Source organism: Staphylococcus caeli (assembly GCF_051413795.1).
In the GTDB taxonomy this organism is placed as follows: Bacteria; Bacillota; Bacilli; order Staphylococcales; family Staphylococcaceae; genus Staphylococcus; species Staphylococcus caeli_A.
Genome location: NZ_JBOIRQ010000023.1, coordinates 1 through 24,269 on the forward strand (window position 1 = coordinate 1; position 24,269 = coordinate 24,269).

Below are 24,269 nucleotides of genomic sequence, written 5' to 3' on the forward strand. Positions count from 1 at the left end.
GTTATTAACATCTTACAATAGAGTGCCGTTTATGGGCATTTTTTTATGAAATTTTAAGAGTGTTGCACTTAATATTACAATCCGTCATATAATAAAATATGACTGTTTACTCTATTCAATAAGTTTGAAAACACATATAATGGCACTGTTAGTGAAATATTTTTTAAAGTTTGTAGAGGGGGACAAGAATGTTATGGTAGATAATACCAAGACGATCGACGATACATATACATCAAAAGCAACAGTTGAAAGCATTAATAGTCAAGTACAAATGAAGGTTGTCATGTTTAACGAAACCCCGGGACGTTACGCATTAAAAGCAATCATGTCTGGTTTTTTACTAGCTATCGTGACAGTGTTCATGCTTGCGATTAAAACACAATTTACTGGAACAAATGAAGGTTTAGTAAACATAATGGGTGCCATTTCTTTTAGTTTGGCTTTAGTACTTATCGTTCTTACCAATTCAGAACTGTTAACGAGTAATTTTATGTACTTAACAGTAGGTTGGTACTACAAAGTAATTACAATGAATAAGGTATTAGCAATTTGTTTATATTGTTTTCTATTCAATATTATTGGTGGGTTTATACTATTTGCATTGATGAAATTCACACCAATTATGACACCTGAAATGCTAAGTAGCTTAACTAAAATGGTAGACGGTAAAACAATTGATAGTACTTGGTATGCGATTCTAGTCAAAGCGATATTCTGTAACTTCTTTATTAATATTGGTATTTATGTATCGATACAATTTAAAGATGGTTTATCTAAAGCGTTTTTCATTGCATGTGGCGTTGTCGTTTTTGTATTTATGGGATATGAGCATGTCGTGTTCAATGCAGGATTGTATGCAGGTATGGTATTTTATGACATTGACGCTGTAGCTTGGTTGCATGTATTAAAAAATATTGTATTTGCCTTCATAGGTAACTTTATCGGCGGCGGTATTTTTGTTGGTTTAGTATACGCGTACTTAAATGGTAAAAGAGATAGCCTAAGTAACTAAATCTCTAAAATCGAAATGGATATGACAATTTTAAAATGAATAAAAGTTAATTAATCGTTAATATTAAGCCTAAGACATTGATGTGTTTTAGGCTTTTTATGATATTAGATGCAAAAATATTTTTCAGAACGTATTTATTGACCCCATGTGTGTGAAGCCATATTGTAATAATATGATGAAACTTTGTGTTTGTGCATGAATTTATTTTTTTAATATATGTATGAATGAAAGATAGGAGCGATAACATGTCGGATTATAATATTAGAATTGCTGAAGAATCAGATGCTGAAGTATTACATCAGTTAATGCATGAGGCATTTACCCCATTAAGAGAGTTAGGCATCGATTGGCCTTCTGTAAATGCAGATCTAGATTTAGTGAAGAATAATCTTATCAAAAATACGACCTTTGTATTGGAAAATAATAGTGAAATCATTTCAACAATTACTGTTCGTTTCCCATGGGAAAGTAAACGTCGATTATCCATTTATCCATTTGTGTGGTGGTTTGCGACAAAACCGTCATATGATGGGCAAGGTATAGGTAGTAAACTTTTAAAATATGTGGAAGAGACATTTTTACGCGATACATTGAAAGTGCCGGCAGTAACACTAGGAACATCAGCACGTAAGCACCCATGGTTACTGGAGATTTATAAAAAACGTGGCTATGAAGTGTATGCTGAACACGAAACAGATGATGGCGATTTAGGTGTGATTATGAGAAAAGTACTGATACCGGAGCGTTTTGATGAAGCGGTGTTAGGGCAACCACCTTTTAAATAAGCTTAATACTTAGGGAATCCTTTTATGATTGAAGTAAGGGGATTCCCTATTTTTATATATATTTGTGAATATTTTCACATAAAAACATGTATTTGTATTACAATTTAAGTATAAAGAGAGTGGGGAATCTAATGACACAAACAATTATGGTTATACATGGTATGAGGCATGGTAAACAGAACCAAATACTTGGCGATTTTGTAAATGAATTGATGGTAGGTCAACAAAGAACAATTCACCTTTCCTTTTTAGAAAGTGATACACAGCATTTAGAACGCGTGATGACAAATTTAATACATGAAGGACACCAGAGATTCCAAATCATACCGCTATTGTTATTTTCAGCACAGCACTATTGTGATGATATACCTAACATTTTAAATGGCATTAAACAGACTTACCCGCAAATAGAGTATCGTATGGCGCAACCATTAGCAACACATCAATGGATGGCTTCTATCATGATTGACCAAATAATGCAGGTGTTCAAACGTGTTACACAAGTCGATAGAATTATATTTATCGGACATGGAAGCTCAGTTTATGATATGCCAAACATTGAACTAAATCAGTTGATGCAAGCCTGCGATGTGTTTGATAAGCCTATGCATATGATGATGGTTTATGGGGATTATCGTTTCAAGCAATTGCTTCAACCATTCCTATTAATGAATGAAAGTATCTTGATTGTACCAGTATTTCTTTATGATGGATTTCTCGTGAATAAAGTCAAATATGAAATCGCGCATATGCCGTCGTCAAGTAAGGTTCATTATGCTGAGGCGATAAATTTTGATCCAAAGCTCTCAAAAATAATAGAAGATAGAATTCAAGAGATAGAGGTGTTACGCAATGTATCCTATTCAACTTAACTTAAATGATAAACGTGTAGTAGTTATAGGTGGCGGAAAGATTGCTTATCGAAAAGTAAGACAAATATTAAAAGAAGACCTAGGTACGCTTCATATTATTAGTAAAAAATTTCTCCCAGAATTTTTTGAAATTGAACATCCTAATGTCAAATTAAGAACCAAATGTTATGACCACACAGACATTGAAGGCGCAGACATAATTATAGCTGCCACAAATGATACATCGGTAAATGCACAAATAAAACGAGATGCTAATCGTTATCAATGGGTCAATCAAACTGATAATAAAGTACAATCAGATTTTTATAATATGAGAGAAATTGAATATGAAGATATTAAGATCACATTCAGGTCAGATGGCGTAGATTGTAAAAAAGTAAAACACATTGCACAAACAGTAGAAACTTTTTTTAATGAAACATACAAGGAGGATAAATCATGACTAAGCAAAGATTAGTAATGATTGGTAATGGTATGGCAGGCTTGCGTACAATTGAGGAAATATTGGATAGAGATGCAGATAAATATGACATCACAATTATTGGGAAAGAGCAGTATCCAAATTATAACCGTATTATGTTATCAAACATTTTACAAAACAAGATGACAGTTGAAGAAACGATTATGAATGATTATGACTGGTATAAAGCGCATAATATTCGCCTGATTGTCGGTGATCCAGTCGTCGAAGTCCAACGTGAGGAGAAACAGGTGATAACACAATCGGGCATCCATGTGGCATATGATGTGTGTATCTTTGCTACAGGATCGCGTGCATTTGTCTTACCAATCACTGGTTCAACATTACCTAGCGTTATTGGATGGCGAACAATTGATGATACTGAGAAAATGATAGAAATTGCACAATCGAAAAAGCAAGCGATTGTCATAGGCGGTGGCTTACTTGGCTTAGAGTGTGCTAGAGGATTATTAGATCAAGGGATGGAAGTTACAGTTATTCACTTAGCAGAATGGCTTATGGAGATGCAATTAGATAAAAAAGCTGGCGATTTGTTGAAGGCAGATTTAGAAGCACAAGGTATGAAATTTAAGATGCAAGCAAGTACGACAGAGATTCTTGGTGATGAAGATGTGACGGGTATTGTCTTGGCAGATGGAAGTACATTAGATGCAGATTTAGTGGTTATGGCTGTTGGTATTAGACCATATATTCAAGTTGCGGAAAAATGTGGATTGGCAGTGAATAGAGGTATTCAAGTCAATGATTATATGCAAACAAGTGATGATGCTATTTATGCAGTGGGTGAATGTGCGGAACATCAAGGTCAAGTTTATGGACTCGTTGCTCCATTATATGAACAAGGCAAAGTACTTGCTGATTATTTAACAGATAGAGAAAGCGTTGCTTATCAAGGATCAACAACATTTACTTCACTCAAAGTATCAGGATGTGATTTGTATAGTGCTGGCTATATTAAAGAAGATGATGACGTACATGGTATTGAAATATTTGACAGTCAGTCGAATCATTACAAGAAAGTATTTATTAAAGATAATGTAATTATTGGTGCAGTACTTTATGGTGATATAGATGATGGGTCTCGATTCTTTAATATGATGAAAAAAGCAGAAGTATTAGATGACTACACGATGGTTTCGCTATTGCATAAAGGTGGCGAAACGGGTGGATTAGATATTGCTGAAATGGCAGATGATGCTACGATTTGTGGTTGTAATGGTGTGGATAAAGGAACAATTGTTAACGCCATAACTTCGAATGGTCTTACCAGCGTAGATGAAGTGACTAAAACGACGAAAGCTGGTAATTCTTGTGGTAAATGTAAAGGACAAATTGCTCAAATCTTAGAGCATACACTTGGAGATGATTTTGTTGCTGCTCAACCAAGTGGTATCTGTGGATGTACTGACTTAACACGGGATCAAATTGTAACGCAAATTCGTGCTAAAGCATTAAAAACATCTGCAGCAGTGAGACAACAATTACATTTTAAAGATGAGCATGGATGTCCAAAATGTAGACCAGCCATCAATTACTATTTAAATATGATTTATCCTAATGAACATAAAGACGAAATCGAATCTAGATTCGCGAATGAGCGTTATCATGCGAATATTCAAAATGATGGTACATTTTCAGTGATTCTTCAAATGAGAGGCGGTGTGACAGATGCTGAACAATTGATTCGTCTAGGAGAAGTAGCACAGAAATATGAGGTGCCACTAGTTAAAGTGACAGGTTCTCAACGTATCGGATTATATGGTGTGAAAAAAGAAGCCCTTCCTAAAGTTTGGGAAGAATTAGAAATGCGTTCAGCATCAGCATATGGTAAGAAGACACGTTCTGTTAAAAGTTGTGTCGGCAAAGAATTCTGTCGTTTTGGAACACAACTTACAACGCAATTAGGTATCAGATTAGAAAAGACTTTTGAATATATCGATACACCGCACAAATTTAAAATGGGTGTTTCAGGTTGTCCAAGAAGTTGTGTAGAATCAGGTGTTAAAGATTTCGGTGTTATAGGTGTAGAGAATGGTTTCCAAATTTATATCGGTGGTAATGGTGGGACCGACGTTGTTATTGGCCAACATTTAACTACGGTCGAAACTGAAGATGAAGTTATCAAATTATGTGGCGCATATATGCAATATTATAGAGAAACGGCAATTTACGCAGAACGTACAGCACCATGGTTGCAACGAATAGGATTCGAACAAGTACAAGCTGTGTTATTAGACCAAGCGCGACAAACAGAATTGTTTGAAAAGGTTATGGAAGCAAAACATGCAGTAGAGCAAGAGCCTTGGTCAACGATTATTAGCAATTCCAATGAGCGAGCAATATTTAAAGTAGAGGAAGTGAAAGTATGATGACAGTAAACAAAGTAAAGGTAGCGACACTTGAAGATCTGACACCATTAATAGGTAAAAAAGTCATCGTTCAAGATAAAGAAATTGGATTGTTTTTAACCAGTGCGGGACAGGTTCATGCTGTGCATAATATATGTCCACATAAACAAGGACCTTTGTCAGAAGGTACTGTAAGCGGACATTATGTATACTGTCCACTACATGATCAAAAAGTAGATTTAACAACTGGCATCGTTCAAGAACCAGACACTGGGTGCGTAGATGTCTTTCCTGTTGAAATTGTAGATGGAGATATTTATTTATGTCTTTAAATAATCAGGGGACTATTTTTTTCATTGGTGCTGGACCTGGGAATCCAGAATTATTAACTAAAAAGGCTGAACGCCTCATTAAATCTGCTGATATTGTTCTATATGACCGGTTAGTTAATCCATTTATTTTACAATTAGTCAAACCAGAAACGGAAATTATTGATGTTGGTAAAAAGCCATATCATAAACATATACAACAACAACAAATTAATGATCAACTGGTTATCGCAGCGCAAAATCATCGCTGTGTAGTCCGATTAAAAGGTGGAGATCCTGCTATATTCGGCAGAGTTCATGAAGAAATTGATGCGATTCGTCAACATGATATCAATTTTGAAGTTATACCAGGTATTACGACAGCGAGTGCAACCGTCGCTTCTCTTGGATTGGGATTAACTATCAGAAACGTTGCCTCCAAAGTCACATTTACTACGGGACATTTTCAGGATGACAGTCACCAAACGACTGACGTAACAAGTCTATTAAACGGGGGTACACTTGCAATCTATATGGGTGTTAAACGTTTGAAAGTAATTATGAATGATATTTATCAGGCTACCGGGATTGATTATCCCGTTGTAATTGCGTTTAATGTATCGGCTTATAATGAGAAATGCTATTACGGTACGGTAAGAACGATATATACTCAAATAGCAAACATGGAAGAAACAAGTACACCAGGTATCATTATTGTAGGTGAAATTGCAGATATATCACGAATCAGTAATTGTAATAATGAAAACTGTGCACAACAACGTATTTTAGTGTCTGGTCCACGTGAACAAGCATTGAATAAAGCTTTTGAATTATATGAGGAAGGGCATTGGTGTGTGATAAATCCCGTAGAGTCCAAGTATTTACATGAGAGTCAACAATCATTGTTGCAACAATTGAAAGCTAAGACTTATGATACAGTAATTGATGTAGTATAAAATTAAAAAGTAAATCACTAATAAAAAGTAAAGTCATGCACATATTTAGCTGGCTTTACTTTTTGTTTTTTTATGATTAATTGGATTAACAGTTGCTTGCAAATGGCACGAGTCGCATCAAGGATGGATAAAAACACACTAGATTTGAAAAATAAAAAGCTTGTATTTTAAAATAATTAACTAATTCAACAACTAAATTTTACAAAATATTAATTTACAACAATATAAAATGTGCTATCTTGTATTTATACAGTCATTCTAATTTTGGGGAAACCTTATTGTTTTGGAATGTTACGTATCACAAAATAAAACATGAGATGATTTTATGAAACGCAATTCAAGACAATCAAAGGAAAAAAGCAAGGCAAAGATTTAGTATCAGAAAATATACAATCGGAACAGTTTCAATCGTTTCAGCAACATTCTTTTTTGTAAATGGGCAAGTTTCATATGCAAGCGAACAAGATGCTAGTCATCAAATAGATCAGCAGAAAGTCGTACAAGCAAATCAAGATAACAAAGCACCAACATCTGATAACAGTAATGAAAAACCTCTTCCTCAAACAGAACAATCACAAAATGCAAACCTGCAATACAACGATACATCAGCTTCTAAAGACAATGCGTTGCAACCATCTTCAAATGAACTTAAAGCGCAAAATACAAATAAAGAACAACTTGATAAGTCAACTGCTAGTCATGTTCAAATCAAAGCTACACCAGCACCTGAATTAAACGACAATACGAGTCAACAAGTTGAGCAAAGAAACCTTTCGATACATGCTGAACATAAGAAAAATTTACAACAAAATGAAAACGTTAACAATACGAAAAGTGTAGAAAATAATGCTCAAATTGAACAGCCGCAAACTCAAAAAAGTATACAAAACTCAAATCAACGAGTAAATGAATTACGTGATCATGAAGCACAACCTGCTATAGAGAAATTAAATCACCAAGATGAAACGCTACAACATTCCCAAAACAAGCATATTACAACAAACCAAACAGATGAAAAGAAAACAGTAGATACAATCAAAGGTGTGAAAACGCATGAACAAAGTAATTCACAAACTACATCATTAAGAAAGAAAGCAGCAGACACTGATGAAACAGTGACAAAAGAAAAAGTCGCTGATAAAGCAGAAGGAAAACAAGAACCAGGTCTACATCAAAGTACTTCGAAAAATCTAAAAACCAAAAATGCTTTTGAAACAAACCACAAAACAACGAATGACAATAAGATACAATCTACGAAACAAACGACGCCTTCAACAAAACAAAAGCAATTGTCAGCAAATAAAGCGCCTGCTACAAAGCCAGATACACAAGTTCAACAATCTGAAGTAAATGAATTATTGAAAAATGCAAAAAACGCAAAACAAGGACAATACGTTAATAAGTATCCTATCATTCTAGTTCATGGATTTATGGGACTAACAGGTGATAATGCACCGAAAGTCTATCCGAATTACTGGAGTGGCAAAAAATATAAAGTTAAAGAGGAATTAGAAAAAGCAGGCTATCAAGTTTATGAAGCGGACGTAGGCGCATTCAGCAGTAATTATGATAGAGCAGTAGAATTGTACCATTATATTAAAGGTGGCGCTGCTGATTATGGACAAGCACATGCCGAAAAACATGGACATCATCGATATGGCAGAACATATGAAGGTATTATGCCAAATTGGAAACCAGGTCAGAAAGTTCATTTAATTGGGCATAGTATGGGTGGGCAAACCATTCGTTTCTTGGAACAATTATTACGTAATGGTAATCCAGAAGAAATTGCTTACCAACAAGCACATGGTGGAGAAGTGTCATCACTATTCAAGGGCCAACAAGATAACATGATTGCTTCTATTACAACATTAGCGACTCCTCATAATGGTTCTCCAGCTTCTGATAATTTAGGAAATCGCGAATTTGCCAAAAAAATATTAAATGATATTGGAAAATTAAGTGGTAGTCGTTTCTCAAATATAGATTTAGGTTTCAGTCAATGGGGATTCAAGCAGCGTCCTAATGAAAATTATATTGAATACACAAAACGTATTAAAAATAGTCGTTTATGGGATACAACTGATAATGCATTAACGGACTTAACAGCTGCTGGTTCAGAGCAATTAAATCAAAATACTTCATTGAATCCTAACATTGTTTATACATCATTTGCAGGAGAAGCTTCTCATGCTGCACTTTCAGGTAAGCATGTGCCAAATATTAGACAGTATCCACTTATGGATTTAACAAGTCGCATAATTGGAAAAGATCCAAATGAATTATTAAGACTCAATGATGGTATTGTCCCAACCGTGTCTGCACTACATCCTAATGGACAAGCATTTAAAGATGTTGCGGATATTGCGCAGGCAAGTGCGAAAGGTGTATGGCAAGTATTACCAGTTAAAAAAGACTGGGATCATATGGACTTTGTCGGCCTAGATGCGACAGATTATAAGCGAACTGGTGAAGAGTTGAAACAATTTTACACTGGTATCGTCAACAATTTGATGAGAATTGAAGAGAATGAAAAATAAAATCATAGTGAAGTAAAATTCATATGTGCGTCATGAATCTGGGACATTAATAGATGTCTCAGATTCTTTTTTGATTAGTCAGTGATGACTGAAACTCAGATAAACTTTTCAATTCTAGTCATCTTTGATGGGTGGAACAACAAACCTTTTTAGAAAATTTAGGTTTCTGTTCCACTCCTTTTTAACGTTGAAATATAAAGCGTTTGATGCGCAAATTTCTAGCGCAATAAGGAGTTATAAAACTTAGGGTATTCCTTTAGCCAATTAGGCAAATCCCTAATACAGTGAATTTGTGAAAAAATGTACAATTTAGTTGTGAAAGTAGAAATTTTAAAGTTTGTGGAAAAGTAGCTCAGTGATTGATGAATGATGTGAGAGGGTGTTTCTAATGAAGAAATTTGGATTACAATTTTTTAAACCAACTGAAAAATTTAATGGCGATTGGTCAATCTTGGAAAGTAAAAGTCGTGAATGGGAAAAAATGTACCGAGAACGTTGGAGTCATGACAAAGTAGTGAGAACAACACACGGGGTGAACTGTACAGGTTCTTGTTCATGGAAAGTATTTGTGAAAAATGGTGTGATTACTTGGGAAAATCAACAAACAGATTATCCGAGCTGTGGCCCGGATATGCCTGAATTTGAACCACGTGGATGTCCGAGAGGTGCGTCTTTCTCTTGGTATGAGTACAGTCCATTACGTATTCGTTATCCTTATATTCGTGGTAAATTATGGGAATTATGGACTGAGGCGTTAGTAGAACATGACAATAATACTGTAGCTGCTTGGGCTTCGATTGTTGAAGACGAAACAAAGGCGAAATACTATAAACAAGCCCGTGGTAAAGGTGGACTTATTAGGACTAATTGGAAAGATGTCTCTAAGTTAATTTCTGCACAAATTATTTATACAATTAAGAAATTTGGTCCAGATAGATTAGCTGGATTCACACCAATTCCAGCCATGTCTATGCTGAGTTATGCATCTGGCGCACGTTTTATGAGTTTATTAGGTGGCGAAATGTTAAGTTTCTATGATTGGTATGCAGATTTACCACCAGCGTCTCCTCAAATTTGGGGTGAGCAAACTGACGTTCCGGAGTCTAGTGATTGGTACAATGCATCTTATATTATGATGTGGGGATCTAATGTCCCATTAACGCGAACACCGGACGCTCATTTTATGACAGAAGTACACTATAAAGGCACAAAAGTTGTGTCTGTAGCACCGGATTATGCAGAGAATGTCAAATTCGCTGATAATTGGTTAGCACCTCATCCAGGTACAGATGCAGCGGTAGCGCAAGCAATGACACATGTTATTTTACAAGAATATTATATTAATCAGCCCAATGAACATTTCATTAATTATGCAAAACAGTATACGGACATGCCTTTTGTAATTATGTTAGACGAAGATGAAAAAGGTTATAAAGCAGGGCGTTTTTTACGTGCGCATGACTTAGGTGAAATGACTGAGCATAGTGAATGGAAACCAGTAATATTCGACAATATGCAACAAAAGTTAACAGTACCAAATGGCACAATGGGACAACGTTGGGAGAAAGATAAGCAGTGGAATTTGAAATTAGAGAATGAAGATGGCAGTCAAATCGACCCAGCGTTGAGCTTTGTAGAACATGATTATGAATTACAAACGATTCAATTTCCATTTTTTGATAATGAAGGTAATGGTGTGTTCGAAAGACCAATTGCAGTGAAAAAGGTGACACTCGCAAGTGGAGAAACGAAATATATCACGACAGTATTTGATTTAATGGCAAGTCAATATGGCGTAAAACGATTTAATCATGAATTGGAAGCGAAAGGGTATGACGATGCACAGTCTTATTACACGCCAGCATGGCAAGAGCAAATCACTGGTGTGAAACAAGATGTTGTGACACAAGTTGGTCGTGAATTTGCTCAAAACGCTGTAGATACCAAAGGACGTTCCATGATAATCATGGGAGCAGGTATCAATCATTGGTTCAACTCTGATACGATTTATCGTTCTATTTTAAATTTAGTCTTACTCTGTGGTTGCCAAGGTGTTAATGGTGGTGGTTGGGCGCATTACGTAGGTCAGGAAAAATGTCGGCCAATCGAAGGCTGGAATACAATAGCCTTTGCTAAAGATTGGCAAGGTCCACCACGTCTGCAAAATGGTACAAGTTGGTTCTATTTTGCTACAGATCAATGGAAGTATGAAGCATCGTCAGTGGATAGTCTGAAATCACCACTTGCAGAAAATATTAAACACCAACACCCTGCTGATTATAATGTTTTGGCAGCAAGACTTGGTTGGTTACCATCATATCCTCAATTTGACAAAAATAGTTTGTCATTTGGTGAAGATGCCAGAGATGCGGGCGAATTTAATAACGATGCCATTTTAAAACGTGCCATAAATGAAGTGAAATCTAGGGATACAAAATTTGCAGTTGAAGATCCAGATTTAAAGAGAAATCATCCCAAAACATTGTTCTTATGGCGCTCTAATTTAATATCAAGTTCAGCTAAAGGGCAAGAATATTTTATGAAACACTTATTAGGAACTAAATCAGGACTATTGGCTGAACCTAACGAAGATATGAAGCCGGAAGAAATTGAATGGCGTGAGGATACAGAAGGCAAGTTGGATTTACTTGTGTCATTAGATTTTAGGATGACCTCCACACCACTCTATTCTGATATTGTCCTACCAGCAGCTACTTGGTATGAAAAACATGACCTATCATCTACGGATATGCATCCATTCGTGCATCCGTTTAATCCGGCGATTGATCCATTATGGGAATCACGTTCAGATTGGGATATCTTCAAGACATTAAGCAAAGCAGTATCAGAGTTAGCTGAAGTACATTTGCAAGGTACTTATAAAGATGTTGTCACAACACCACTTGCTCACGATTCACAACAAGAAATTTCAAATGTAAATGGTATTGTGAAAGATTGGACTAAAGGTGAAATTGAAGCGATTCCTGGGAAAACAATGCCAGGGTTCGCGGTAGTTGATCGAGACTATACGAAGATATTTGATAAATATGTCACTGTGGGGCCACTCTTAGAGCATGCGAAAATAGGTGCACATGGCGTTAGTTTTTCCGTGTCAGAACAATACGAAGAACTGAAAAGTATGGTCGGCACATGGAGTGAAACAGATGAAACGTCTGTAAAAAATGGCAGACCAAGATTGGATACTGCAAGAAGGGCAGCAGATGTAGTGCTTAATCTTTCTTCTGCTACCAATGGTAAATTATCACAGAAATCCTATGAAGATTTAGAACAGCAAACAGGTATGCCATTAAAAGATATTTCAAGCGAACGTGCATCAGAAAAAATTTCGTTCTTAAATATTACAGCGCAACCGAGAGAAGTCATACCTACAGCGGTCTTTCCAGGATCAAATAAAAATGGAAAACGCTATTCACCATTCACAACAAATATAGAACGATTGGTGCCATTTAGAACTTTAACTGGCCGCCAAAGTTACTATATAGATCATGAAGTATTCCATCAATTTGGTGAAAATTTACCTGTGTATAAACCAACATTGCCACCTATGGTATTTGGTACGAAAGATAAGCAAGTAACGATAGATAATCAAACGTTAGTATTGCGTTATTTAACGCCACATGGTAAATGGAACATTCATTCCACATACCAAGATAATCAACATATGTTAACGCTATTTAGAGGTGGTCCAACCGTATGGATTTCAGATCAAGATGCATTAGCACATGATATTAAAGATAATGAATGGTTGGAAGTATATAACCGAAACGGTGTAGTAACAGCAAGAGCAGTTGTTTCTCATCGTATGCCAAAAGGCACAATGTTTATGTATCATGCACAAGATAAACATATCGAAACACCAGGCTCACAGATTACAGATACGCGCGGTGGCTCACACAATGCGCCGACACGTATTCACTTGAAACCGACACAACTTGTAGGTGGTTACGCACAAATCAGTTACCACTTTAATTATTATGGACCTATTGGAAATCAAAGAGATGTTTATGTAGCAGTGAGAAAGCTGAAGGAGGTTGATTGGCTTGAAGATTAAAGCACAAATTGCAATGGTATTGAACTTAGATAAATGTATTGGATGTCATACTTGTAGTGTCACATGTAAAAGCACTTGGACGAATCGCCCAGGTGCAGAATATATGTGGTTTAACAACGTAGAAACGAAACCAGGTATTGGATATCCAAAACGCTGGGAAGATCAAGAACAATATAAAGGCGGCTGGTATTTAAATAAAAAGGGTAAATTAGAACTAAAATCAGGCACTAAACTTTCTAAAATAGCCTTAGGGAAAATATTTTATAACCCTAATATGCCAGTCATAAAAGATTATTATGAGCCATGGACTTACAACTATGAACATCTCACAACTGCTCAAGCTGGAAAACATTCACCAGTTGCTAAAGCGCACTCAATGATATCAGGAGAAAAAATAGATCTAGAATGGGGACCTAACTGGGAAGATGATTTAGCAGGTGGACATGTAACAGGACCTGAAGATCCTAATATTCAACGAATTGAAGAAGACATTAAATTCAAATTTGATGAAACGTTTATGATGTATTTGCCTAGACTTTGCGAGCACTGTTTGAATCCAAGTTGTGTCGCATCTTGCCCTTCAGGAGCAATGTATAAACGTGATGAAGATGGCATTGTCCTTGTGGATCAAGAGGCGTGTCGTGGTTGGAGATATTGTATGACAGGATGTCCGTATAAAAAAGTGTATTTCAACTGGAAAACGAATAAGGCAGAGAAATGTACATTCTGTTTTCCACGTATTGAGGCAGGTATGCCAACGGTTTGTTCGGAAACATGTACTGGACGTATGCGTTATTTGGGTGTATTACTATATGACGCCGATAGAGTAGAGGAAGCGGTAACTGCAGAAAATGATCAAGATTTATATGAAAAGCAATTGGATTTATTCTTAAACCCTTATGACGAGGATGTTATCGAACAAGCTCAAAAAGATGGTATCGCATTTGAGTGGATTGAAGCGGCGCAAAATTCTCCAGTCTATAAATTGGCAATTGAATACAAGCTCGCTTTTCCACTACATCCAGAATATCGTACAATGCCTATGGTATGGTATTGCCCGCCACTAAGCCCTATTATGAGTTACTTTGAAGGCCAAACTGCGATGGATGCTAACAGAAATCCAGATATGATTTTTCCAGCTATAGAAGAAATGCGTTTACCAATACAGTATCTCGCAAGTTTGTTTACTGCAGGCGATACTGAACCCGTGAAATTAGCGCTACAACGTATGGCTATGATGCGAAGTTATATGCGTTCACAAGTAACTCAAAAAGCATTTGATGCAGATAAATTAACGAGACTCGGCATGACTGAGCGTCAAACCAAAGATATGTACCGTTTACTTGCGATCGCTAAACATGAAGATCGATTTGTCATTCCAACTTCACATAAAGAAACGTATATGGATACGTATCGTGCACAAGGCAGTCAAGGATATGGTGGGGAATACTTTGGTTCAAATTGTGAAGGCTGTGGTGTACCTGTTGCTACGGCTTCAGAAAAATCAGGACAAGAAATATATAACGAGCAGTTCTATGGAGGGATTTTCCGTGATTAATCTTGCACAGTTTAGTAAATTTCAAGAGACGCTTGGTTATTTTGCGCAACAATTTTCTTTTCCTGAAAAAGTAACATTACATCCAGCTACATTTGAAGAAGTTATCACACCTCAACATCCAGCATATCAAGATGTAAAAGTATATCGTGAACAAATGTATGAACTGAGTTTATTACAAATTAAACAATTATATTCAGATACATTTGATTTTAATAAAACGGCCCCATTGTATATGACATATAATAAATTTGATACACAAAAAGAACGTGGTCAATTATTAGCTAAATTAAAAGTATTATATGAAATGTTTGGTTTGAAAATGGCAGACAATGAATTATCGGATTTTCTCCCTTTAATGTTAGAGTTTCTTTATATAGCACAGTGGCAAAATGATCCTCGTGCTAAAGGTAATATAGAATTTGTCATTATGATTATTGAGGATGGTACATTTGCAATGGCAAATCAATTGGCAGAGCAAAATAGTCCATATTATTTCTTGGTCAATGGATTAAGAGAAACGTTAAAAGCTTGTCTTGAGCCAGCAAATGAGGTGAAGCAAAATGTTTAATCAATTTTTATGGATTATTTTGCCATATGTATGTGTAGCCATATTTATCATCGGTCATCTCGCGCGTTTTAAATTTGATAAATTCTCATGGACTGCTAAATCAAGTGAATTCATTGAAAAGAAACAACTTAAATGGGGTAGTCTAATGTTTCATTTAGGCATAATACCTGTAGTTATGGGACATGTAGTAGGCTTGTTGATTCCTGCGTCATGGCTTGAAGCAGTAGGAGTCAACGATCATCTTTATCACATAGGCGCTGTATATATTGGTAGTATTTTTGGTATAATAACATTAATCGGTATGCTGTTGTTAACGGCACGACGCGTCACAATTAAGAACATTAGAAAGTTAAGTTCAGCATCTGATATTATTGTGAATTTCTTGCTATTAGCGATTGTGTTCATGGGATGCTATGCAACATTAGTAACTAATATGACAACACCATCCTTTGACTATAGGGAAACGATTTCAATTTGGTTTAGACATTTATTTACGTTTTCACCGGATGCACAGCTGATGATGCATGTACCTCTAGCATTTAAAATGCATATACTCTTAGGATTTGTCATTATGGCATTTTGGCCATTTAGTAGATTAGTACATGTGTGGAGTGTCCCATTAACCTATGTGAGTCGTAGTTATATCATTTATCGTAAACATAAAGTATGAATGGAGGAGATATGTTGAATGCATTATCATTAAATGAACATTTACATTATCAAGCAGTATTGGATTCAATGCGCGTCGAAGAAGGTTTTGATTTTGCAGGTATTGCATTTTATGAACAAGAAAGCCATGCTTCTCCAATAAAATGGTGTTACGCTTCAGGTAACTTAAATGAGCGCTATAAATTAATTGTGCTGCGGAAAGGCAAAGGATTGGCCGGTAATGTAATGAAGACGGGTAAGCGTATGATTATTGAAAATGTGGCAGCTTCATTATCTGCACATGACCAACACAAATATCCAATCGTCTTATGCGAACAATTAACTGCCATGATTGCGATACCGCTCTGGTATGATAGACAAGTTTACGGTGTATTATTGTTAGGACAAAGAAACCATCGCCCATTACCCAAAAATCATGAAAGCATATCATTTCATAACAAGCTGGGCGTATTTAGTGAAGAAGATTAGGTGAAGGTCATGAAGATAAATCAGGAATACGATGTACAACAGTTACTCATGCAATATTTTAATCATACCACCGAGAAAATAGTATTCGTCGATAAACAAGGAAAAGTCATCGCAATGAATCAAGCTGCAAATGACATCATAGCATTAGACAATGACTACGAAGGAATGACAAATGCAATATGTAATCATTGTGATGGTTATACGAATGAATTTGATTTACAGTCATGTAAACACTGCTTTTTAGAAGCGCAACATGTCGGTAATACCAGTTTTCAAGTATTTATGAAGACGACAAGAGGCACAGTCGAACCTTTTGCAGCAACATATCAAACGATTGATCAAGTAAATGATATTAAAGCATTTACGTTGCAGAATGTGTCACCGCAAATAGAGCGACATGACAAAATGTATCAACGTAAAATGATGCAAAAAACAATATCTGCACAAGAAAATGAAAGAAAACGTATTTCTAGAGAGCTCCATGATAGCGTAGTACAGGAACTGTTAAATGTGGATGTTGAGTTGAGATTATTAAAATATCAACAAGAAATGGGGCAACTTGTAGAAGGTTCTAAACGAATTGAAGGGTTAATGTCCAAATTAATAGATGACATTCGCAATTTATCTGTTGAATTAAGACCATCGTCTCTGGATGATTTGGGGCTGGATGCAGCATTTAAGACTTATTTTAAACAAATAGAAGCTAATTATGGTGTGAAGGTTGTCTATCGCGCTAATTTAGAATCGCGTAGATTTGATAATGAAATTGAAACGGTCGTTTATCGTATTGTACAAGAAGCATTATTTAATGCGATTAAGTATGCTAATGTAGATTCGATTGATGTTGAAGTGCATGTCAGTCCGACGCATTTAATAGCAGAAATAATTGATAGAGGTAAAGGTTTCATAAAGACTGATCAGCCACAGGGAACTGGCTTGGGACTTTATGGCATGAATGAACGCGCCGAACTTGTTAATGCGCACGTAAATATCGATACACAAATGGGAAAAGGTACGATTGTTACACTTGAAGTTCCAATTTAGGGAATAAGGAGAAATTAATTGTGAAAATAGTGATTGCAGATGATCATGCAGTAGTGCGTACGGGTTTTTCAATGATTTTAAATTATCAAGAAGATATGGAAGTTGTTGGCACTGCTGCAGATGGTGTTGAAGCGTATCAGAAGGTAATGAAATACAAGCCTGATGTATTAATTATGGATTTAAGCATGCCTCCGGGTGAGTCGGGACTTATAGCGACGAGTAAAATTTCTGAAAGTTTTCCAGAAACGAAAATATTGATATTGACGATGTATGATGACGAAGAATATTTATTTCATGTATTAAGAAATGGTGCAAAAGGATATATCTTGAAAAATTCTCCAGATGAGCAATTATTATTAGCTATTCGAACAGTATTCAAAGGTGAAACATATGTTGATATGAAATTAACGACATCTTTAGTTAATGAATTTGTCAATCATTCTGTAGATGATGCGCGATCTACGTCAGATCCTTTCAAAATTCTATCAAAGAGAGAAATTGAAATATTGCCACTAATTGCAAAGGGTTATGGTAATAAAGAAATTGCTGAAAAACTTTTCGTGTCAGTGAAAACAGTCGAAGCACATAAAACACATATCATGCAGAAATTAGAATTAAAGTCTAAACCAGAATTAGTAGAGTATGCCATGAAGAAAAAGTTAATAGATTTTTAATTTGAAACGATAGCAAGTAAAGCAGTACGTGCCACTACGCAATAAAATGCGTAGCGGCATGTACTGTTTTTTATTACATTGGTATGTAGGGAAAATATACGAAGACTTAAGGGATAATCCTTATGTTCAACTTTTCACAAAGATTTTATAATAGCAATGTAGCCAGTAGTCTATATAGAAATACATTTTGACTTACATATATTACACCAGTTGTAGCATTTTAGTAATTTAAACCAATTTACGCCAATAAATGCTTAGTACAACTTGTAGACTACTTGGCTACTTATAAAAAATTTAAAATGAAGGTGAAATAAATGAACAAAGCGAGTGGTGGTTTTCAATTAACATTGCAATCGTTAAGTCTAGTAGTAGGTTTCATGGCATGGAGCATTATTGCACCATTAATGCCTTATATTTCACAGGATGTGCAGATTACAAGTAGCCAACTTTCTATTATTCTTGCGATTCCAGTCATATTAGGTTCTATATTGAGAGTACCTTTTGGATATCTCACTAATATTATTGGTGCGAAATGGGTATTCTTCTGTAGTTTTATCATCTTACTATTCCCGATTTACTTTTTAAGTCAGGCACAGACACCGAGTATGCTTATGGCTTCAGGATTCTTTCTTGGTGTAGGCGGTGCAGTATTCTCTGTAGGTGTAACGGCTTTGCCGAAATATTTCCCTAAAGAAAAAGTTGGTTTAGCCAATGGTATATATGGCATGGGGAATATTGGTACTGCGATTTCTTCTTTCTTAGCACCACCGATTGCAGGGGTAATTGGATGGCAGACAACAGTTAGAGGTTATTTGATTGTTATCGTTTTGTTTGCCTTATTAATGTTCTTATTAGGTGATCCAAAAGAGCCTAAGATAAAAGTCCCACTTATAAAACAATATAAAATTTTAATGAAAGACTTGAGACTTTACTATTTATCACTTTGGTATTTTATAACGTTTGGTTCCTTTGTAGCATTTGGATTGTTTTTACCTAATTTCTTAGTTCAAAATTTTGGGATTACAGAAGTGGATGCTGGAATAAGAGCAGGTGTATTTATTGCATTAGCGACTTTCTTAAGACCGCTTGGTGGTGTACTAGGTGATAAATTTAATGCCGTAGTATTATTGATTTTTGATTTTGTATTAATGATTGTAGGTGCTATTATACTAGGATTATCAAGCCATATATTACTCTTTACGGTTGGATGTTTACTTATCAGTATGTGTGCGGGTATTGGAAATGGATTGATATTTAAACTTGTGCCATCTTACTTTGGCAAAGAAGCAGGGTCTGCGAATGGTATAGTTTCTATGATGGGTGGATTAGGTGGCTTCTTCCCACCGTTAGTTATTTCTTATGTGACGAGTATCACAGGAACGAGTCACTTCTCATTTATATTACTAGCCATTTTTGGTGCGATTGCTTTAATAACTATGATGCATATTGTAAAACGAGAAAAAATAAATCGCTTGGCATAAAAAAAGCTGCAGTTCATCAGAATCGATGTACTGCAGCTTCTTTTTTATAAATACTTGTGTTATTATTTCTGCTCATTTTGTATAGATATATCAGTATGGAACATTACTTATTAGTCTATTTGAATATTCGAAACTGACTTCTCGTTTTGTGTTTTTTTAGGTAAAGTTACTTTGAGTAGGCCATTGTCGTAGGAAGCCTTAATAGCCGTTTCATTTACATTATCGAATGGATATTGACGTTCGACATCGCTATAATTACGTTCTTGATGAATCATACGATCTTTATCTGTATCCTCATTGTATTCAACGACTTGTTTGCCTTCAATTGTTAGAATATTATTGTCGAATTGTAAGCGTATGTTCTCTTTTTTTATACCTGGTAATTCAGCTTCAACGATAAAAGCATTATCAAGTTCTTTTACATCTGATCTGATGCTCGTATTATCTGGGAATTTTTCAAAAAATTGACGACCAAAATCTTTAAATAAATCACTAGGGTTACCTTCAAAAAATGAATTGTTAAATGGTCTCTTTTCAAAGTTCATCATACATCTCTCCTAGATTTGAAATTGTGTTAATTGTCTAAGTGCTTAAGTGTTACTTCTAATTAATAGGATACCATCAATGATGTACTATTGTATTTTAATTTGCATTGGGAATTCATAAGTTATCGATATATGGCGTGAACGAATAGTAGAAGATTATAAGTTTACATTAAAGAAAAAGGCATAAAAAAAGAGGTTAGTAAAGTCATGAATACAATTTAACGTTACTCAACCTCAAAGTATTTAAATATTTTCTGAAAAGTTCTTATTCACAAAATTTTGCAATGTTTGCTTTAATTCAACAGCTTCATCAAAATTCATATCAAATTCTCCAAATACTTGCTTAGATATTTTAGAAAGTGGTTCTTTCACATCAATACCTTTACGTGTTAACGCAATTCGTAAATTACGTTCATCATCAATCTCACGTGTTCTAGTTACATAGCCCTTTTTTTCTAGTTTTTTTAGTAATGGCGTTAGTGTGCCAGAATCTAAAAATACGCGTTGACCAAGCGATTTGATATTGATTTTTTCATCTATTCCAATAGCTAATAGCACAATATAGCCAGTATACGTTAAATCAAATTCTTTCAAATAGGCTGTATATTTTTTGATTATTTCTTTTGAAGAAACATAAAATAAGAAACATAATTGTCGTTCCAATGTGTTCTCCTTCTCCTCCATTAAATCACCCCTTATAAAGGTTAAGGTTATTATGAACGGTGTCCATTGTCAAGCAACAGTTGTGCGCCTCTTTACTACTGTTTTTATATAATTTTTATTTAACTTCTTAATGCAAAATTATATGTGGAAATGAAATAAATAGGTAGAGGTAAAATGTAGTTCATACAAGGATGGAAGCGCTTTTGAATTTTTTGATTTTTAAATGTAATTAAACGAGATATGTGTGAGGAAAGTAAGAATGTATGATTGTAGGAATTAAGAAAATTTTGTTACAAAATCGATGGAATACTTTATAAAATAATGCGAATCAGTCATAATAAAAATATTATGGATTTTAATAACTATACAGAGCGCACTATGTTAAATAAAGTGGTTTGTGCTTCAAGAGATTGTTTTAATTAAAGGAGATTAATGATGAAGACATTTTTAAAAATTATAGGGCTATTAGTGTTATCACTAATCGTTGCGGTAGTGTTTTTCTTTGGTTTACGTACATATCAAGGTCATAAAAACCTGGAACTGGTAGACAATTATATGAAAGAGCATCAATTAACAGAAAAGATTAAATCTGAAAAAACGTTATATAGTGGTAAAAAAGGTCTTTATTATAAGCAAGTGAAGTTCAAAGATGACCCAGATTACACATACGTCATTCAACCAATTAGTACATACAAAGGAATTTTAGTACAAGGATTTGACAGTGAAACTAAGAAAAACGTTAAAGATGCAAAACATAATGCATTTGAAGAAGATTATAAACCGAAAGACTAATGGTAAAAACTTTTAGAGTATTTTTTTAAAATAAAGGGCATGATATGAGTATCAATTTACAGAAATTGAATGCTTATATCATGTCCATTTTTTGTGTATACACATATATTTTAAATGAATTGTTCACTAATTCGGTAAAATGCGAATATATTTAATTTCATCGTAATGCAAAGAAAAATGTAACGGTGTTTCCGAACGAGAATGATGTCTAATTTCTGCTTTAGGAATCGTAGACTGTTCAATATGTTTTAATAATGATCGTTCGATATAGGTATCGTTAAATGAAGATGGTAGTGCATAATCTATAAATCCATGCTCTCTATTCAAAGTTTGAATGAAAAGCGTCGTATTTTGCGGCAATACTTGCTCTTTAAGAATATAGTGTTGTACATCATCCGTAGATAAATTTTGATGCATTGCATTAAACAACAACAAGTGTAGTGAATGATGATCTTTAAAAATAATATAATTGTCACCAATTGCAACGTGCATATCGAGAAATGGTTTCACAAACTGATATAAATACATTAATGGTTCAAATATGCCATGGCTATTCATAAGGGCGAGGTCAGATTCTTCCTTACGCATGAGCTCATATCCAACGCCACATCCACGATTCAACATAATGAGCATATGGCACATTAAATCATTCATGTTTAGGGGATGTTTGCCGTCATAGGAAGTGAACCCTTGTTTACTGAGTTTGGTATATACCCATTTTGAAGCATCTATTTGTGTATTTTCAATCACTTTATTATAGTAATCGAAATAACTCATTCCATTGTGGAAATGCGTCCCTTTTTGGTTGAGTAGCGATCGGACAGTTGATTGCTCAATATCTATAAAATAGTAATCAAAATTTAATCGATGTAAGAGGTTATACGCATTTTTAATCGTATGTGATTGTTCTATAACCCCTTCTACTGTTATACCAACTTTAATGTTTAAATTGAGTTTTAGTTTTTGATGCGAATAAATAAGCGATTGATATCTGTTAATGAAATATGCATGCTATCAAGTAGAATAAGGAAATTATATGCCCTTTTTTGTTGCGTATATTCAGGTTTAAATTTTAAAAATTGTAAAATTATTGCTTCGATACTGTCAAACTGTTCCACGGATTTAATTCTGATTGCAATACCAACATAATTTGAAAATAGAGAATCTATAAAATCAATCATGCCAGTTAGACTTAGATTTTCTAGTGCTAAATTTCGACTATTATTGATGAGAATGTAAACATCTGTTAAATCTTTGAAATTTAGCTTAGGATTTAAATCAGATTGAACGATGTCCATTAAATTATCGACGTGTATAAAAAGTGTAGGTGACTTCGCAGTATCAGTGAAAGTAAGCTCATTTAATTCTATGTTATATTGATTAATTGTTTGTGGTTTGCTTGATGTAAATTGATCTAAATAGACTTGGTAGTCACTAATGTCATTGTTAATTAAATTGACGCACATAGAGTTGCTCGTTTGAAATCCTTTTCTAAATTCATTAGGTGTCATATTTAAAAATTGTTTGAACTGGTGTGTATAATTGGAATAATGGTTAAAACCATATTGTTCAGAGATGAAATAGATTGTTTGTCTATTTCGAACTAATTCCTCTAGTGATAATGCGATTTTAAGACTGGTAATGTAGTGTTTGAAACTCATACCTAAATATTTTTTAAATAATATAGAAATATAGGGTGCAGAAATATAGAATGTTCGAGATACATCTTTAGAAAGTAATGGCATAGTGATGTGAGCTTTTATAAATGTAGTGATTTTATTTAATAAAGTATTTTCAGAATCAATCGAAGGGACATAAGTATAATCAGATTCAACTTTAGCTTCTTTATTAATAAGCGTAATGATGTCAGAAACCTGAGTAGTATCTATATTATCGTACTCTCCTAAATGTTGAACCATAGTTAAAATTTGGTATTTTATGTAAGTGTCAGAATTTATTAATGTTGAATTATAGTAACAATTGAAAAAGTTTTTATCCATATTGGTAAAGAACTTGACGGGAATACTCATTTCAACCAATTGTTCAGCATGGGAAATAAGATATAAATCGCAGTGATTAACGATGAGTATACGGCTACCAGCAGATATATGTCTACCATTTATGGTAAGTTCTAATTGGTTATTTAATGAAAAGAAAAGTTTGACTTGATCAATTGAGCGTCGTGTTTGCGTATTCAAATATTCATGAATACATAAAGTCGTATTATCCATTGAGAAGCAACTCCTGATAATAATTTAAAATGATACATTGTTTGAATTTCATTATATTACAAAAAATTGAGAATTTTAATACTTTAAATATAAATATTTTAATATGTTGTAAAGTGATTTAATGCTTAAAATTAAATTCCGCGCAATTTATCGAAAAAACTAGATAAATTTTGCGATGAAAGTACTTAATTTTTTAACTAAT

General features: G+C 34.6%; 21 protein-coding genes. 17 read left to right on the forward strand and 4 right to left on the reverse strand.

Going from position 1 to position 24,269, the window contains the following annotated elements; translation table 11 throughout:
• The first annotated feature begins 193 nt into the window (after positions 1-193).
• The 16 genes from ACSULM_RS10675 to ACSULM_RS10750 all read left to right on the forward strand — a co-directional run bounded on the left by ACSULM_RS10675 (position 194) and on the right by ACSULM_RS10750 (position 19,836).
• The gene (locus tag ACSULM_RS10675; protein WP_436862627.1) at positions 194-1,012 is read left to right on the forward strand and encodes a formate/nitrite transporter family protein; all 819 of its coding nucleotides are present in this window, start codon (positions 194-196) and stop codon (positions 1,010-1,012) included.
• A 245-nt stretch (positions 1,013-1,257) separates the two neighbouring features.
• Positions 1,258-1,797 (forward strand): GNAT family N-acetyltransferase, encoded by a 540-nt coding sequence (locus tag ACSULM_RS10680; protein WP_436862628.1) that lies wholly within the window; start codon positions 1,258-1,260, stop codon positions 1,795-1,797.
• 131 nt (positions 1,798-1,928) lie between these two features.
• The gene (locus ACSULM_RS10685; RefSeq protein WP_436862629.1) at positions 1,929-2,669 is read left to right on the forward strand and encodes a sirohydrochlorin chelatase; all 741 of its coding nucleotides are present in this window, start codon (positions 1,929-1,931) and stop codon (positions 2,667-2,669) included.
• Positions 2,650-3,111 (forward strand): precorrin-2 dehydrogenase/sirohydrochlorin ferrochelatase family protein, encoded by a 462-nt coding sequence (locus ACSULM_RS10690; RefSeq protein WP_436862630.1) that lies wholly within the window; start codon positions 2,650-2,652, stop codon positions 3,109-3,111. Before ACSULM_RS10685 ends, ACSULM_RS10690 begins: the two co-directional genes overlap by 20 nt.
• Positions 3,108-5,519: a nitrite reductase large subunit NirB gene (nirB, locus tag ACSULM_RS10695; protein ID WP_436862631.1), complete on the forward strand. Its 2,412-nt coding sequence runs from the start codon at positions 3,108-3,110 to the stop codon at positions 5,517-5,519. Before ACSULM_RS10690 ends, nirB begins: the two co-directional genes overlap by 4 nt.
• A complete protein-coding gene (gene nirD / locus ACSULM_RS10700) occupies positions 5,516-5,830 on the forward strand; it encodes a nitrite reductase small subunit NirD (RefSeq protein ID WP_436862632.1) in 315 nt (104 codons plus the stop codon). The genes nirB and nirD overlap by 4 nt, the downstream gene beginning before the upstream one ends.
• Positions 5,821-6,762 carry a uroporphyrinogen-III C-methyltransferase gene (gene cobA, locus ACSULM_RS10705; protein WP_436862633.1) on the forward strand — a complete coding sequence of 314 codons (942 nt, stop codon included), beginning with the start codon at positions 5,821-5,823 and terminating at the stop codon, positions 6,760-6,762. The genes nirD and cobA overlap by 10 nt, the downstream gene beginning before the upstream one ends.
• 335 nt (positions 6,763-7,097) lie before the next feature.
• Positions 7,098-9,302, forward strand: a complete 2,205-nt coding sequence (gene lip / locus ACSULM_RS10710) for a YSIRK-targeted triacylglycerol lipase (protein ID WP_436862654.1) — start codon at positions 7,098-7,100, stop codon at positions 9,300-9,302.
• A gap of 388 nt (positions 9,303-9,690) precedes the next feature.
• Positions 9,691-13,374, forward strand: a complete 3,684-nt coding sequence (locus ACSULM_RS10715; protein ID WP_436862634.1) for a nitrate reductase subunit alpha — start codon at positions 9,691-9,693, stop codon at positions 13,372-13,374.
• A complete protein-coding gene (gene narH, locus ACSULM_RS10720) occupies positions 13,364-14,932 on the forward strand; it encodes a nitrate reductase subunit beta (RefSeq protein WP_436862635.1) in 1,569 nt (522 codons plus the stop codon). Before ACSULM_RS10715 ends, narH begins: the two co-directional genes overlap by 11 nt.
• Positions 14,925-15,500, forward strand: a complete 576-nt coding sequence (gene narJ / locus ACSULM_RS10725; protein ID WP_436862636.1) for a nitrate reductase molybdenum cofactor assembly chaperone — start codon at positions 14,925-14,927, stop codon at positions 15,498-15,500. The genes narH and narJ overlap by 8 nt, the downstream gene beginning before the upstream one ends.
• Positions 15,493-16,170, forward strand: coding sequence for a respiratory nitrate reductase subunit gamma (gene narI, locus ACSULM_RS10730; RefSeq protein WP_436862637.1), 678 nt, complete (start codon positions 15,493-15,495; stop codon positions 16,168-16,170). The genes narJ and narI overlap by 8 nt, the downstream gene beginning before the upstream one ends.
• An 11-nt stretch (positions 16,171-16,181) precedes the next feature.
• Positions 16,182-16,637, forward strand: a complete 456-nt coding sequence (nreA, locus tag ACSULM_RS10735; RefSeq protein ID WP_436862638.1) for a nitrate respiration regulation accessory nitrate sensor NreA — start codon at positions 16,182-16,184, stop codon at positions 16,635-16,637.
• Between the two features lie 9 nt (positions 16,638-16,646).
• Positions 16,647-17,681, forward strand: a complete 1,035-nt coding sequence (locus ACSULM_RS10740; protein WP_436862639.1) for a sensor histidine kinase — start codon at positions 16,647-16,649, stop codon at positions 17,679-17,681.
• A gap of 20 nt (positions 17,682-17,701) precedes the next feature.
• Complete coding sequence (nreC, locus tag ACSULM_RS10745) at positions 17,702-18,355, forward strand: nitrate respiration regulation response regulator NreC (RefSeq protein WP_436854558.1); 654 nt, start codon at positions 17,702-17,704, stop codon at positions 18,353-18,355.
• Positions 18,356-18,669: 314 nt separating this feature from the next.
• Entirely contained in the window at positions 18,670-19,836 is a 1,167-nt protein-coding gene (locus tag ACSULM_RS10750; protein WP_436862640.1) for a nitrate/nitrite transporter, read from the forward strand.
• Positions 19,837-19,946: 110 nt separating this feature from the next.
• Here the strand turns inward: ACSULM_RS10750 and ACSULM_RS10755 are convergent, their stop codons facing one another.
• Together ACSULM_RS10755 and ACSULM_RS10760 are read right to left on the reverse strand one after the other, a co-directional pair.
• Positions 19,947-20,381: an Hsp20/alpha crystallin family protein gene (locus ACSULM_RS10755; protein WP_436862641.1), complete on the reverse strand. Its 435-nt coding sequence runs from the start codon at positions 20,379-20,381 to the stop codon at positions 19,947-19,949.
• A gap of 243 nt (positions 20,382-20,624) precedes the next feature.
• Entirely contained in the window at positions 20,625-21,065 is a 441-nt protein-coding gene (locus ACSULM_RS10760) for a MarR family winged helix-turn-helix transcriptional regulator (RefSeq protein ID WP_436862642.1), read from the reverse strand.
• A 414-nt stretch (positions 21,066-21,479) separates the two neighbouring features.
• On the opposite strand from ACSULM_RS10760, the gene ACSULM_RS10765 reads away from it, so the two are divergent.
• Positions 21,480-21,836 carry a DUF3139 domain-containing protein gene (locus ACSULM_RS10765; protein WP_436862643.1) on the forward strand — a complete coding sequence of 119 codons (357 nt, stop codon included), beginning with the start codon at positions 21,480-21,482 and terminating at the stop codon, positions 21,834-21,836.
• 126 nt (positions 21,837-21,962) lie between these two features.
• Here ACSULM_RS10765 and ACSULM_RS10770 read toward each other — a convergent pair whose 3' ends face one another.
• Positions 21,963-22,424, reverse strand: coding sequence for a hypothetical protein (locus tag ACSULM_RS10770; protein ID WP_436862644.1), 462 nt, complete (start codon positions 22,422-22,424; stop codon positions 21,963-21,965).
• A gap of 368 nt (positions 22,425-22,792) precedes the next feature.
• Positions 22,793-24,067 (reverse strand): helix-turn-helix domain-containing protein, encoded by a 1,275-nt coding sequence (locus ACSULM_RS10775; protein ID WP_436862645.1) that lies wholly within the window; start codon positions 24,065-24,067, stop codon positions 22,793-22,795.
• Between the last annotated feature and the right edge of the window lie 202 nt (positions 24,068-24,269).